12 protein-coding genes are annotated in these 13935 nt (G+C 54.6%); 7 read left to right on the top strand and 5 right to left on the bottom strand.

Annotated features, from left to right (window positions below; all coding sequences use genetic code 11):
- Positions 1 to 34 precede the first annotated feature (34 nt).
- Together AC3Y7R_RS15775 and AC3Y7R_RS15780 are read right to left on the bottom strand one after the other, a co-directional pair.
- Positions 35 to 1003 carry a TAXI family TRAP transporter solute-binding subunit gene (locus AC3Y7R_RS15775; RefSeq protein WP_490043026.1) on the bottom strand — a complete coding sequence of 323 codons (969 nt, stop codon included), beginning with the start codon at positions 1001 to 1003 and terminating at the stop codon, positions 35 to 37.
- Positions 1004 to 1037: 34 nt separating this feature from the next.
- Entirely contained in the window at positions 1038 to 1928 is an 891-nt protein-coding gene (locus tag AC3Y7R_RS15780) for a MurR/RpiR family transcriptional regulator (RefSeq protein WP_490043027.1), read from the bottom strand.
- Positions 1929 to 2019: 91 nt separating this feature from the next.
- On the opposite strand from AC3Y7R_RS15780, the gene AC3Y7R_RS15785 reads away from it, so the two are divergent.
- On the top strand, positions 2020 to 3339 hold the full coding sequence (locus tag AC3Y7R_RS15785; protein ID WP_490043028.1) for an aspartate aminotransferase family protein: 1320 nt from the start codon (positions 2020 to 2022) through the stop codon (positions 3337 to 3339).
- A 64-nt stretch (positions 3340 to 3403) separates the two neighbouring features.
- On the opposite strand, the gene AC3Y7R_RS15790 is transcribed toward AC3Y7R_RS15785, so the two are convergent.
- Complete coding sequence (locus AC3Y7R_RS15790) at positions 3404 to 4051, bottom strand: GntR family transcriptional regulator (protein ID WP_490043029.1); 648 nt, start codon at positions 4049 to 4051, stop codon at positions 3404 to 3406.
- A gap of 139 nt (positions 4052 to 4190) precedes the next feature.
- On the opposite strand from AC3Y7R_RS15790, the gene dctP reads away from it, so the two are divergent.
- From dctP to AC3Y7R_RS15815, 5 genes are all read left to right on the top strand, one after another.
- Complete coding sequence (gene dctP / locus AC3Y7R_RS15795) at positions 4191 to 5177, top strand: TRAP transporter substrate-binding protein DctP (RefSeq protein ID WP_490043030.1); 987 nt, start codon at positions 4191 to 4193, stop codon at positions 5175 to 5177.
- A gap of 74 nt (positions 5178 to 5251) precedes the next feature.
- Positions 5252 to 5800, top strand: coding sequence for a TRAP transporter small permease (locus AC3Y7R_RS15800; RefSeq protein WP_490043031.1), 549 nt, complete (start codon positions 5252 to 5254; stop codon positions 5798 to 5800).
- Entirely contained in the window at positions 5800 to 7116 is a 1317-nt protein-coding gene (locus AC3Y7R_RS15805) for a TRAP transporter large permease (RefSeq protein ID WP_490043032.1), read from the top strand. Before AC3Y7R_RS15800 ends, AC3Y7R_RS15805 begins: the two co-directional genes overlap by 1 nt.
- The gene (locus AC3Y7R_RS15810; RefSeq protein WP_490043033.1) at positions 7113 to 8360 is read left to right on the top strand and encodes a malonyl-CoA decarboxylase; all 1248 of its coding nucleotides are present in this window, start codon (positions 7113 to 7115) and stop codon (positions 8358 to 8360) included. The genes AC3Y7R_RS15805 and AC3Y7R_RS15810 overlap by 4 nt, the downstream gene beginning before the upstream one ends.
- 4 nt (positions 8361 to 8364) lie before the next feature.
- Positions 8365 to 9885 carry a malonate--CoA ligase gene (locus AC3Y7R_RS15815; RefSeq protein WP_490043034.1) on the top strand — a complete coding sequence of 507 codons (1521 nt, stop codon included), beginning with the start codon at positions 8365 to 8367 and terminating at the stop codon, positions 9883 to 9885.
- Between the two features lie 43 nt (positions 9886 to 9928).
- Here AC3Y7R_RS15815 and clpB read toward each other — a convergent pair whose 3' ends face one another.
- The gene (gene clpB / locus AC3Y7R_RS15820) at positions 9929 to 12544 is read right to left on the bottom strand and encodes an ATP-dependent chaperone ClpB (RefSeq protein ID WP_490043035.1); all 2616 of its coding nucleotides are present in this window, start codon (positions 12542 to 12544) and stop codon (positions 9929 to 9931) included.
- 234 nt (positions 12545 to 12778) lie between these two features.
- Here clpB and pyrF point away from each other — a divergent pair, with 234 nt between their 5' ends.
- Complete coding sequence (pyrF, locus tag AC3Y7R_RS15825; protein ID WP_490043036.1) at positions 12779 to 13474, top strand: orotidine-5'-phosphate decarboxylase; 696 nt, start codon at positions 12779 to 12781, stop codon at positions 13472 to 13474.
- Between the two features lie 43 nt (positions 13475 to 13517).
- Here the strand turns inward: pyrF and AC3Y7R_RS15830 are convergent, their stop codons facing one another.
- Positions 13518 to 13868: a hypothetical protein gene (locus tag AC3Y7R_RS15830; RefSeq protein ID WP_490043037.1), complete on the bottom strand. Its 351-nt coding sequence runs from the start codon at positions 13866 to 13868 to the stop codon at positions 13518 to 13520.
- Positions 13869 to 13935 lie beyond the last annotated feature (67 nt).

Consider the following 13935-nt stretch of genomic DNA (forward strand, 5'->3'; position numbering starts at 1 on the left):
GGCAGGCGCCCCTCCTCCAAAAGTTTGACTGATTTTATTCGATCAGGCCAGCTTCTTTGTAATATTTCGCAGCACCGGGGTGCAGCGGAGCGGACAAACCGGCAGTTGCCATCTCTTTTGGCTCAAGGTGAGCGAAGGCTGGGTGCAGCTTGCGGAAATCTTCGATGTTTTCCATTACCGATTTCACAACTGTGTAAACCGCCTCGTCCGACACATCAGCCGACGTCACGAAAGTCGCGCCAACGCCAAACGTTGCGGTGTCACCATCATTGCCACGGTACATGCCACCGGGGATGTTTGCCGCGCGGTAGAACGGGTTGTCACCGATCAGGCTGTCAACTTCTGCGCCGCTAACCGTTACCAAAACGCTATCGCATGCGGTGGTTGCCTCTTGGATCGAGCCGGACGGGTGGCCAACGGTGTAGACCATTGCATCGATTTGGTTGTCACACAAAGCAGCGGACTGCTCGGCAGCTTTCAACTCTGTTGCCAGCGCGAAGTCATCAGTAGTCCAGCCTTTAGCCGCGAGCAGAACTTCCATCGTGCCGCGCTGACCGGAGCCAGGGTTACCGATGTTTACGCGCTTACCTTTGAGATCATCAAAGGTTGTAACACCCGCATCGGCACGCGCCACAACGGTGAACGGCTCTGGGTGTACGGAAAACACAGCGCGCAGGCCTTCAAATGCACCCGCTTCTTCGAACTTCGAAGTGCCGTGGAAGGCGTGGTGTTGCCAATCAGATTGAGCCACACCGAACTCCAATTCGCCTTCGCGAATGGTGTTGATGTTATAGACCGAACCGCCAGTGGATTCGACCGAGCAGCGGATACCGTGCTCTTTGCGGCCTTTGTTGACCAAACGGCAGATTGCGCCGCCCGTTGGGTAATAAACGCCAGTAACGCCGCCAGTACCGATGGTGATGAACTCCTCAGCGAACGCTGCTGGGGCCATCATTGCCCCCATTGCGAAGGCCGCGACGGACAGTTTCAAGTTTATGGACATCAATGTCTCCTTTGGTTGATGTTAGGTGGGTAACTCAGCCGTCCCAAACGTCATTGAGGCGGCGATTTCGGGTTTCGACCTCGGCGATGCGATCGCGAGCAGATGGCCCCGCGCGACCGGCTAACATGCCGATCATGATCTCACTGAGCACAAGAGTCGATGCATAAGACGAGAAGAAGTGTTGGCTCTCGGTTGGTACAGTAAAACTGGCAGAGGCATGTATCAGCGCCGGGCATGTATGGGTGTCGGTCAGCACGATAACAAAGGCCCCAGCCTCGCGGGCCTCGCGGGCGGCCAGTATCGACTTAGAGGCAAAGGGCGGCTTGGTGATGACGATCAAAACGTCTTGTTCGCCTAATCCAACCAGACCGCTTGCTAAAGATGCCCCCATCCGGCTTGCCATAGACCAGTTATCAGCGATGAAACTGGCCATATACGTAAGGTATTCCGCGACCCCAGTTGAGCCCAAGGCCCCAAGAACCAACACACGGCGGGCGCGGTGAAGGCGCTCAACGCAGCTCTCCATCAGATCGGCATCTATCACGTTGCCGAGGTCCTGCAAGTTGGCGGTGCAATCATGGATGTGGCGGGTCAGAAAGCTCTCGCGCCCCTCGTCATGACGCTGCTGCATGGCCTCGACACGATGCGAAAACGTATCTGCGCGGTGCTCCATCGCGTAACGCAGCACATCGCGCAGGTCTTCATAGTTGTCGTAACCCAAAGCCGCAGACATACGCGAGAACGTGGCAGGGGACAGCTTTGCATCCTTGGAGATCGTCCGCAGACTGCGCGTGGCAACATCAACCGGGTTCGACACAACAAAATCCGCCGCTTCTTTCAGCTTGGCACTAAGCAAGGCATATTTGCCTGATAGTTGCTGTTCAAACGACGGCTGCAAAATCTTCTCCCCCCAGAGGTATTTCAATCCGAGGACCGTTTCATTTGTTTCACACCTAGTCAACAAAAGAATCGTATGTTTCAGTGGGCCCGCAAATACTCACCACAGGAACAATGTAGTGTCACATATATTTCCAAGACATACCAAGGCGAACCTCCCTACAATCTCTAGGGGAAAAGGCGTTTATCTATATGATACTACTGGAAAAGAATACTTTGACGGCTCAGGTGGCGCAGCCGTTTCCTGCCTTGGGCACGGTGACGTGGACGTCACCAACGCAATTAAGGCCCAACTTGATAGCGTAGCCTTCGCACACACCAGTTTCTTCACATCCGATTCGGCAGAACGTCTCGCTGACAAGCTGATCCAACACGCCCCTGACGGAATTGATCGGGCATATCTCGTCTCCGGCGGATCCGAGGCAATGGAAGCCGCCTTGAAGTTAGCCCGGCAATATTTCGTCGAAATCGGCCAAGACCAACGGCGCCACGTCATTGCCCGCAAGCAAAGCTATCACGGCAATACGCTAGGCGTATTGGCAACCGGCGGCAATGAATGGCGACGTGCCCCCTTCAAGCCATTGATGGTCGAAACCACACATATATCACCATGTTTTGAATATCGCGGGAAGCGGGAAGAAGAGACCTCGATCGAATACGGCCTTCGGGTTGCGAACGAACTTGAAACAGAAATTCAACGGCTGGGGGAAGACACTGTTTTTGCCTTCGTGGCAGAACCAGTCGTCGGGGCAACCGCCGGGGCGGTTCCCGCAGTTGAGGGATATTTCAAACGTATTCGCGAGATCTGTGATCAATACGGTGTCTTACTTATCCTTGACGAGGTCATGTGTGGCATGGGTCGCACTGGCACATTATTCGCCAGTGAACAGGAAGGCATCTTTCCCGATATCGTCGCCGTCGCCAAAGGGTTGGGAGCCGGATACCAACCAATCGGGGCGATGCTGTGCTCGGATAAAATTTACGCCGCAATCGAAGCTGGGAGCGGATTTTTTCAACATGGCCACACCTATGTCGGCCATCCAACCGCAAGCGCCGCTGCCTTGGCCGTTTTGGAAAAGCTAACCGATGGAGGTTTGGTAGAGCGCTCCGCCCTTATGGGAGATCGCTTGCAAGCGGCCCTGATACAGGCCTTTGGCCAGCATCCCAATATCGGGGACATCCGGGGGCGCGGCCTGTTTCGCGGGTTAGAGTTCGTCGAAGATCGTGAAACCAAGCAGCCTTTTGCACCTGAACGCGCCCTTCACAAAACCCTGAAAAGAGAAGCCTTCGAGGCAGGGCTAATTTGCTATCCGATGGGGGGGACAATCGACGGCAGGCGGGGCGATCACATTCTGCTGGCACCACCGTTTATTCTTGATGACAACCACATCGACGAAATTATCACCAAACTCCAAACGGCCATAGGTCGGGCTTTGTAACCGCAGATACCCCCTCATGGCCGTGTATTTGACGCCACGCGCAAGACTGCCCTGAGCGGTCTGCCTACTGGTTTAAAATAGTCATGAGTTGATGAAACTTCTCACCTTGAACAGCCACATGCTGGCGCAAAATTTTTGCCGCCAGCTCTGCGTCGCCCTTAGCCAAGGCCTCAACTATGGTCTCATGTTCGGCCATGGATTGAGCCATGCGCCCGCGAAGCCGAAGCTGGACTTTACGGTAGGGCTTCAACCGATTTTGAAGGCGCAACGCCTCCTTCTCGAGGAATTTATTTGCTGCGCCTTTGTAAATCGTCTGATGGAAAGTTTCGTTCTCTGAATAATACTGACCAATGTCTTGACCTTCGACCGCCTCATGACATCGCAAGCTCGCGTTGCGGAGGTTTTGCAATCCCTCCTCGCTCATCCTTACCGCTGCAAACCGCCCGCACGCAGCCTCCAATTCGGCCATTGTCTCGAACATCTCCATTAACTCCACAGGGCCGGGCTGGCGTACGAATACACCACGGCGCGGAATTTGCTCGGCCATTCCCGACAAGACCAAGCGCTGCAATGCCTCCCGGATTGGGGTGCGAGACACACTAAACTGGTCAGCGAGCTTTATCTCGTCCAACCTCTGCCCATCCTTGTATTCCCCTGTGAATACAAACTCTTCCAGAGTATCGGCAATTTGTTCTGAGCGGCTTATTTCCATGGGTATAGCGTAATAAGGGGAAGTAATTTATGCAAGCATCTAGTTATTGTATACAAAAATATTGACCCGGCATGCAATCCATGGAACGATCCTCAAATTCGGCCAGAGGACTCTGAGCCGATACCTTAGGGAGGAAACTATGAAACTGAAGTTTTTAACGACGGCTGCTGCCGTTGCGATGATTGGCCTTTCCGCTACGGCCAATGCCACTGAATTACGCCTGTCACACCAATGGTCCAACAAAGACGTTCGCCATAAAGTGGCACAGATCGTTGCCGATGGCGTGGCTGAGGCTAATGTTGACCTAGATATCAAAATCTTCGGCTCAAAGTCTTTGTTTAAACCCCGTGAACAATACCGCCCCTTAAGCCGCGGACAATTGGACATGACCGTACTACCGCTAAGCTATGCGGGCGGCCAACAGCCAGCCTACAACCTGACACTTATGCCCGGCATGGTTAAGAACCACGATCACGCCGCCCGCCTCAGCGCATCCCCATTTATGAAGGCCTTGGAGGCCAAAATGGCCGAAGATGACGTGATGGTTCTGGTGCACGGTTACCTAGCAGGTGGGTTTGTCGGCAAGGACAAATGCATCACCAAACCCGAAGACGTCAAAGGTCTGCAAACACGCGCCGCTGGTAAGGCGTTTGAACAAATGCTGGCCGGAGCAGGCGCCTCTATCACCTCGATGGCGTCCTCGGAAATATACAACGCGATGCAAACCGGCATCCTGAACGCTGCCAACACCTCGTCATCATCCTTCGTATCCTACCGGATTTACGAGCAGGTAAAATGCTACACCCCCGCAGGCGACGTGGCGCTTTGGTTCATGTATCAACCATTGCTGATGAACAAATCTACGTTCGAGGGCCTGACCGCTGAGCAGCAAGCCGCACTGAAAGCGGCATCCGAGAAAGCCCAAGCCTTCTATCTGGAAGAAGCCAAAAAGCAAGACGCAGCATCCGCAGAGGTCTTCAAAGAAGCTGGCGTCGAGATCGCGGAAATGTCTGCCGAAGACTTCGAAGCATGGCGCGCTCTGGCGCAGGAAACTTCCTACAAAGCCTTTGTAGAAGAGGTTCCTGATGGGCAAGCTCTGCTCGATATGGCGCTTGCCGTAGAATAAGCACCACTGGCGGCAGCGTGTAACGCGCTGCTGCCCCCACTCTTTACACATGACTATTTTGAGGACGACCTAATATGGCTGGCCAAAGTTCAGCCGTTACATCACGCGCGGGAAATAACCCGTTTTTGCGTGGAGTGGCGGCCCTTTCTACTCTTGCTGGATGGTGCTCAGCCGCCATGATCGTGGCCGCTGTTGGCCTGACCTGCCAGATGATTTTTGTCCGTTTTGTCTTGAACGGATCAACCACATGGCAGACCGAAGCGGTGATTTATCTCGCCATCGGCTCCACACTCATCGGGCTGCCCTATGTCCAGAAACTACGCGGCCATGTAAACGTTGACCTGATCCCCTTGTTTCTACCCAAGCGGGCCCGCTTTGTGCTGTATCTGGTAACCATGTCGCTATCGATTACCATGGTGGCCGTGATGCTTTGGTACAGCTTTGAGCATTGGCACCTGACCTATGAGCGCAACTGGAAGTCCGACACCATCTGGGGTGTCCGGTTGTGGATACCCTACCTCGCTCTGCCCTTAGGATTTGGGTTGCTTCTTTTGCAATTAATCGCGGATCTCATTGCCGTTTTATTGAAAATTGATACGCCGTTCGGCTTGGAGGAGGTGTAATGGACCCGCTATTCTTAGGCGCAATTATCGCCATCTGCACAATCCTTATTCTCTTCTCGGGGGTCTCTGTCGCCATCGGTTTGCTGATCGTCTCGACAGGGTTTTTGTTGATTTTTGACGGGATGCGCTCTTTAGAATTGCTGCCTGAAATCTTCTTCGGCAAACTCGACAACTTCGCCCTGCTCTCCATCCCTATGTTCATCATCATGGGGTCATCCATTTCATCCACCCGTGCAGGCGCGGACCTCTATGAAGCGTTAGAGCGTTGGTTAACGCGTGTCCCCGGTGGCTTGGTAATCTCGAACCTTGGGGCCTGCGCCTTGTTTGCGGCCATGTCAGGATCCAGCCCCGCCACCTGTGCCGCCATCGGCAAAATGGGCATCCCGGAGATGCGCAAACGCGGCTACCCTGACGGGGTTGCAGCAGGCTCAATCGCGGCGGGCGGAACGCTGGGCATTCTTATCCCCCCATCTGTCACGATGATCGTCTATGGCATCGCAACCGAGACCTCTATCGGCCGGTTATTCCTCGCGGGTGTCATTCCCGGCTTGTTACTGGTGTTTTTGTTTATGGCATGGTCGTTGTATTCGACATGGAAATCCGGCGACAAGGAATTGCTGGCCTCAGGCAGCTACACTTGGAAAGAGCGCTTCGAAATTCTGCCCCGGGTCGTGCCCTTTTTGCTCATCATTTTGGGCGTATTATATGCCATGTATGGCGGCATCGCGACACCATCCGAGACCGCAGCCGTTGGCGCATTACTTTGCCTGATCATCGCGATGGTAATCTATAAACTCTGGCACCCGAAAGACTTGTGGGTCGTCTTGCGTGACAGCACCAAAGAAAGCGTGATGATCTTGTTCATCATCGCCGCTGCTGGCGTGTTCTCCTACATGCTTTCCAGCCTCTATATCACCCAATCCATAGCCGAGTGGATCGCCACGTTAGACGTCAACCGCTGGGTGCTCATGGGGGCCGTAAACATCTTCTTGCTGATCGCCGGATTTTTCTTACCGCCTGTCGCCGTTATCTTGATGGCTGCCCCGATTTTGCTGCCAATCATTATCACCGCAGGGTTTGATCCGATCTGGTTTGCAGTGGTTCTGACAATCAACATGGAGATCGGCCTGATCTCCCCGCCAGTGGGGCTAAACTTGTATGTCATCAACGGCATCGCGCCTGACATCTCTCTTAAAACCATCCTGACAGGCTCCTTACCTTTTGTCGCTTGCATGATCTTCGCCATCTTTTTGCTCTGCGTCTTTCCGGGCTTGGCAACATGGTTACCGGATGCTGTGATGGGGCGTGCGATATGAGCTTCTTTGGCGGGTTAATCTCCACCGTTTTTGAGCGGCGATACCAAGCGCAAACCACGAGTGATATCGACAACCGAACCACATCAGAGCTGTGCAGCGCCCTCCTTGGGAGCCATGGCGAGGTATCTGGTATAAGCTTGGCGCGGGTCATTTTGGACCGATATGTCGACATGAACCAAGCGCAAAAACAGGCGTTTTTTGCCTATTTAGCCCATGATCTGGAAATCATACCCGATGACGTAACGGCCACACTTCACGCCTATCGCGATACCCCGTCAAAGGCGTCTTACCAAGCTTTCGCCAGTGCTTGTGAGCCTGCGCGCCAAGAACTGGCACGCCGCCTAAACCAAGTCCCCGGCGCAACTGAACGTCTTGTCACCATGCGCAAAGATCTTCTGGAGCTGATGCAAGATGCACCTGAACTGGGGCCTCTCGACGTAGATTTCCGCCACCTCTTTGCATCTTGGTTTAACCGTGGATTTTTGGTCCTGAGGCCTATTAACTGGGATAGTCCGGCCAATATCTTAGAGAAGATCATTGCTTATGAAGCGGTTCATTCCATTGAGAGTTGGGATGACCTGCGCCTCAGATTGAAGCCCTCAGACCGGCGTTGTTATGCGTTTTTCCATCCTGCCATGCCGGACGAACCTCTTATCTTTGTTGAAGTCGCTCTAACCAAAGGTATACCTTCTTCGGTGCAAACCCTTCTGGCGAATGAACGCGACACAATCGACGCGCAGGACGCGGACACGGCAGTGTTTTATTCCATTTCCAACTGCCAAGCAGGCCTTGCTGGCATCTCTTTTGGCAACTCATTGATCAAGCAGGTCGTCTCAGACCTTGCGCGCGACCTGCCGAACCTGTCAAATTTCGTCACCCTATCGCCAATACCCGGCCTGACCCGATGGATGGCCCGCGACGACACGGGCGACTTCACTGGGGTTGAGCCAGATGCGCTTGCGGCCCATTACCTGCTAGAAGCCAAAAGAGGCGACGGCACGCCCGCAGATCCCGTAGCCCGATTTCACCTAGGGAATGGCGCGATGATCCACGCCGTTCACGCAGGCGCCGACCTGTCACCAAATGGGCTGAAACAATCGAACGGGGTTATGGTGAACTATTTATATGACCTGTCACAAATATCCACTAACCACGAAAATTTCGTATGTGAAAAGGCGGTGACCGCCTCTAAGGAAGTACGCACGCTTAGCGCAACAGTGACACCCAAAGGTTCCGGAGATTAACACAATGGCCAACCCACTCTACGACACTTTGTTTGCGCCACACCAAGGCAAAGATACACCCTTTCTGCAACTGGCCGACAGTACGACAATCACACATGGCGCCTTCCTAGAGCTTGCCGCCCGCTATGCCCATGTATTTTGCGCACTTGGATTGCAGCCCGGAAACCGCGTCGCGGTTCAAATCGCAAAATCGCCAGAGGCCCTTGCGATTTATGCTGCCTGCGTACAGGCTGGGTTGGTTTTCCTGCCGCTCAACACCGCATATACTCCTAACGAGGTATCCTATTTCGTAGAGAACAGCGGGGCCAAAATCATCCTGTGCGACAGCTCCAAGCTCGTGACGCTAACGCCCGTTATGCAAAGCCTCGGGACAACAGTGGAAACGCTGGACGCAGATGGCAGCGGAAGCATTTCGACCAAGGCGGCTGAAATGGCACCGACCTTCCCGACAGTTACTAGAACCAAGGATGACCTAGCGGCGTTCCTCTATACATCTGGCACCACGGGCCGCTCAAAAGGCGCGATGCTGACGCAGAAAAACTTGCTGTCCAACGCCGAGGTTCTGGCAAAGGAATGGCGTTTCACAAAGAGCGATGTGCTGCTGCACGCTTTGCCGATCTTTCACACCCATGGCCTGTTTGTAGCGTCGAACATCATGCTTCTCACCGGTGGCACAATGCTGTTCTTGCCTAAGTTCGACATCGACGAAGTGCTCGCCCTATTGCCAAAAGCCACAACAATGATGGGCGTTCCGACGTTCTATACCAGATTATTGGGCGACGACCGTTTCACCAAGGACCTAACACAAAACATGCGCCTGTTTGTTTCTGGCAGCGCACCACTTCTGGCCGACACGCATGTGCAGTTCGAGGCCCGAACTGGGCACCGAATTCTGGAACGCTACGGCATGACCGAGACCAATATGAACACCTCAAACCCCTATGAAGCCGAGCGACGTGCCGGCACCGTCGGCTTCCCGCTGCCCGGAGTTGAGGTGAAAATCACTGACAGCACCACCGGCGAAACTCTACCGCAAGGAGCCATCGGAGAAATCGAGGTCCGTGGTCCCAATGTCTTCAAAGGGTACTGGCAAATGCCAGAAAAAACCGCCGAGGAGCTGCGCAGTAACGGGTTCTTTATTACAGGTGATTTGGGGCAAATTGACGAAGACGGCTATCTGCATATCGTCGGCCGCAACAAAGACCTGATCATTTCTGGCGGGTACAATATCTATCCCAAAGAGATCGAGCTCCTGTTGGATGAAGAGGACGGCGTATTGGAAAGTGCCGTCATCGGCGTGCCTCACCCTGACTTTGGCGAAACCGTGGTGGGGGTTCTTGTAGAAACCGCGTCCGGCACCGCAAATATTGACGCGATCAAAGAGAATATCTCGCCCTCGCTTGCGCGATTTAAACAGCCTCAAAAGCTGATCATCCTTCCGTCACTTCCCAGAAACACAATGGGCAAAGTTCAAAAAAAGGCTTTGCGCGAACAATTCGGAGACCTCTTTACCGGCGACACTTAAAACCACCGACAGAGAGCCCTCAAAAGGGCTCCCTATTCTAAACTTATTGGATCACAGCATCCTCGGGCGGTGGCCTGTGTGACACACTCACGCGTCCCCCGACCAACAAGCCATCAGGCCCGGCGCTCACCTCTATGATGGCCCCGTCATTGACCTCGCCTGCAAGGATCATTTCAGCCAGCGGATCTTGGATCGCACGTTGAATAACCCGCTTTAGCGGCCTTGCACCAAACACCGGATCATAGCCCTCATCGGCCAGCCATGTCTTGGCGTCCTCGCCCAGTTGCAACGTGATTTTACGCCCTGCAAGACGTGCATCCAGCAGCCCAAGTTGAATGTCCACGATCCCGTCCATGTCATCGCGTGCCAAACGATCAAAGATGATCGTCTCGTCCAATCGGTTCAAGAACTCAGGCCGGAAATGCGCACGCACCGCGTCCATCACATCACGCTTAGCATCCCCCGCACTCGCGCCATCCGGCAACATGCTTAACGCCTGCGCCCCAAGGTTCGAGGTCAGGATAATCAGCGTCTGCTTGAAGTCCACCGTGCGGCCTTGGCCATCCGTCAGAACCCCGTCATCCAGCACTTGCAACAGCACATTGAACACATCGGGGTGCGCTTTTTCAACCTCGTCAAACAGCACCACCTGATAGGGTTTGCGCCGCACAGCCTCGGTCAAAACACCGCCCTCGTCATAGCCAACATAACCGGGGGGCGCACCGATCAGGCGCGACACCGCATGCTTCTCCATGAACTCCGACATATCGATGCGCACCATCGCGCTGTCATCATCAAACAAGAACTCCGCCACCGCTTTGGTCAGCTCGGTTTTACCTACGCCCGTTGGTCCAAGAAACAGAAAACTGCCCAATGGCCGGTTCTCGTCGTTCAGCCCAGCGCGCGCGCGGCGCACCGCGTTCGAGACAGCATGAACCGCACTATGTTGCCCAATAACACGACGCCCAATCTCGTCCTCCATGCGTAGCAACTTATCGCGCTCACCTTCCAGCATCTTAGAGGTCGGAATACCCGTCCACCGCTCAACAACGCTGGCAATTTGCTCAGGGCGCACAGCTTCTGCAACCATCGCCGTCTCGTCACGGCTCTCCGCATCCCCCAGCGCTTTTTCCAGCTCAGGGATCACGCCATAAGACAGCTCTCCAGCCTTGGCTAAGTTGCCGTCACGCTTGGCCATATCCAACTCAGCGCGCGCCTGCTCCAACTTCTCTTTCAGCCCGCGTGCGCCTTCCAACTTATCACGCTCTGCTTGCCAAGTTGCCGTCATCTCCGACGACTTCTCTTGCAAGTCACCCAGCTCTTTTTCCAAGGTCTCTAGCCGGTCTTTCGATGCTGCATCATCCTCTTTTTCCAAGGCAACAGCCTCGATCTGCAATTGCATAATCTGGCGGTCCAACGCATCCAACTCTTCTGGCTTGCTGTCCACTTCCATGCGCAACCGCGATGCGGCCTCGTCCATCAAATCAATGGCTTTATCTGGCAAAAACCGGTCGGTAATATAGCGGTGCGATAACGTCGCTGCCGCCACCAAAGCACTGTCCGATATCCGCACACCATGGTGCAATTCGTACTTTTCCTTGATGCCCCGCAAGATCGAAATCGTGTCCTCAACCGTTGGCTCCTCGACCAATACAGGCTGGAACCGCCGCGCCAAAGCCGCGTCTTTCTCAACATGTTTGCGGTACTCATCCAACGTAGTAGCACCCACGCAATGCAATTCACCGCGCGCCAAAGCTGGCTTCAACAGGTTCGACGCATCCATCGCCCCATCACCTTTGCCAGCCCCCACAAGCGTGTGCATCTCGTCGATAAACAAAATGATCTCGCCAGCCGCAGACGTCACTTCTGACAGCACCGATTTTAAGCGCTCCTCAAACTCACCACGGTACTTTGCCCCCGCAATCAGCGCGCCCATATCCAGCGACATCAGCTTCTTATTGCGCAGACTTTCGGGCACATCACCACTGATGATGCGCAACGCCAAGCCCTCAGCAATCGCAGTTTTACCCACACCCGGCTCCCCGATCAAAACCGGATTGTTCTTGGTGCGCCGCGATAGCACTTGCATCGTGCGCCGAATTTCCTCGTCTCGGCCAATAATAGGGTCTATTTTGCCCTCACGCGCGGCCTCAGTCAGATCTTGCGCGAACTTCTTCAGCGCCTCATATCCATCCTCTGCCGTCGCACTATCAGCCGTGCGCCCTTTGCGAATATCATTGATCGCAGCATTCAGTTTTTGCGCCGAGACAGCCCCCGCAACCAACGCATCCTTGGCCGGACTTTTCACCAACGCTAACGCACATAAAACCCGCTCCACAGGCACAAAACTATCGCCTGCTTTCTTCGCTAGCTTCTCAGCCTCATCCAACACTTTACCGGTTTGGCTATCCATATAAACTTGCTGGCCAGAGCCGGTGACTTTGGGAATTTTACCCATCGCCAAATCAACCGCTTCCAACACCAATTTAGGTGCGCCACCCGCACGCGAAATCAAGTTGGACGCAAGCCCCTGCTCGTCATCCATTATCGCTTTAAGCAAATGTTCAGGGGCAAGACGCTGGTGATCCTCGCGCATTGCAATCGTTTGTGCAGCTTGAATAAATCCGCGCGCACGCTCTGTAAATTTTTCCAAATCCATGGAGACATCCTTTCATTAAAGCCTTTGCCCGGTAAGCAGCCCGCGAGGCGGCACCACTCTTTGGCAAATCTCTATCTATAAATGGGGATCAGGGGGCCCGCTCTCAAGAGGCAGCCACACGATTTCGTGCACTTTAAAATTTCCACCCAAATGCCCCCGCAGCCCTTGCTGGCTTGACGGCACAGGGCTGGACGGGCAATGAAGTGCAACTCCACCCATGAAAGGCCGCCCCCCATGTCTGATGATCGCCTCATCGTTGCAATTGATCTGCCCAACGCACTTGAAGGAATGAAGCTCAGCCAGACCCTTGGTGACAGCGTCAACTTCTATAAAATCGGGCTTGGGATGCTGACAGGCGGCGGCTTAGCGCTGGCAAACGAGCTCAAGGACGAGCACGACAAACGCATCTTCCTAGACCTGAAACTGTTCGATATCGGTGCCACCGTCGATGCCGCCGTGCGGGGCTTGGCCCAGTTCGGCCATGACTTCCTAACCGTCCACGGTGACCCCCATGTCGTGCGCGCTGCCAAAGAAGGTGCATCAGGCAGCAAGATGAAAATCCTCGGCGTCACCGTGCTAACATCTCTGGATCGCGCCGACCTTGATGCAGGCTGTATCAAACCCGGCGATATCCACGAAATCACGCTAGAGCGCGCCGCTTTGGCCCTCGAAGCAGGTGCCGATGGCGTCATCGCCTCCCCGCAAGAGGCCGCCATGATCCGCGCCCTACCGCAAGCCACAGACCGCCTCATCGTCACCCCCGGCGTGCGCCCAACAGGGGCCGCACTAGGCGATCAAAAGCGCGTCGCCACGCCTGCCAACGCCATCAAAGACGGGGCCGACCACATCGTTGTCGGTCGCCCGATCTGGCAAACCAGTGACCCGCGCAAAGCAGCACAAGCGATCCTACGAGAGCTTCCCGATGCTTGACGCAAACGCTCTAAGGCGGGCCTCATAATCCGCCCGCTCACGATCAGCTACCAATCAAACGGCCCAAAAGAGAACGTGGCTTTTTCGCTGACGCTTCTGCGACTGGTGTGATTGGTGGCAGCGCTGATGCCTTTTGCGCCAACGGGGCTGTCCGCATCTCTTCAATAGCCGGAGCCGTGTTGTTCACAGGCTCAGGTTCGGCCGCGACTGGATCCTCACAGGGCTGGTCAGGGGCTTGCTGAGTTTCGGGCTCAATCGACGAAGAGCGCATCATAGGTGTTTGTGTAGCCGCCGAACCTTCCTCGGCAAGCAACTCCGAGATCGTTTTCATAGTAAAGGCGGTCTTCTCGCGGCCCGAGGCGCCTTTAATCGGTTTTAAACGTAGGTGTTCCATTTTCCTGGTCTCCAAATATTAAGCAAAATAGTTAAAATACATGCGATTTTTCTCCACATGGCTGGAA

This window comes from Litoreibacter sp. (assembly GCF_058136045.1).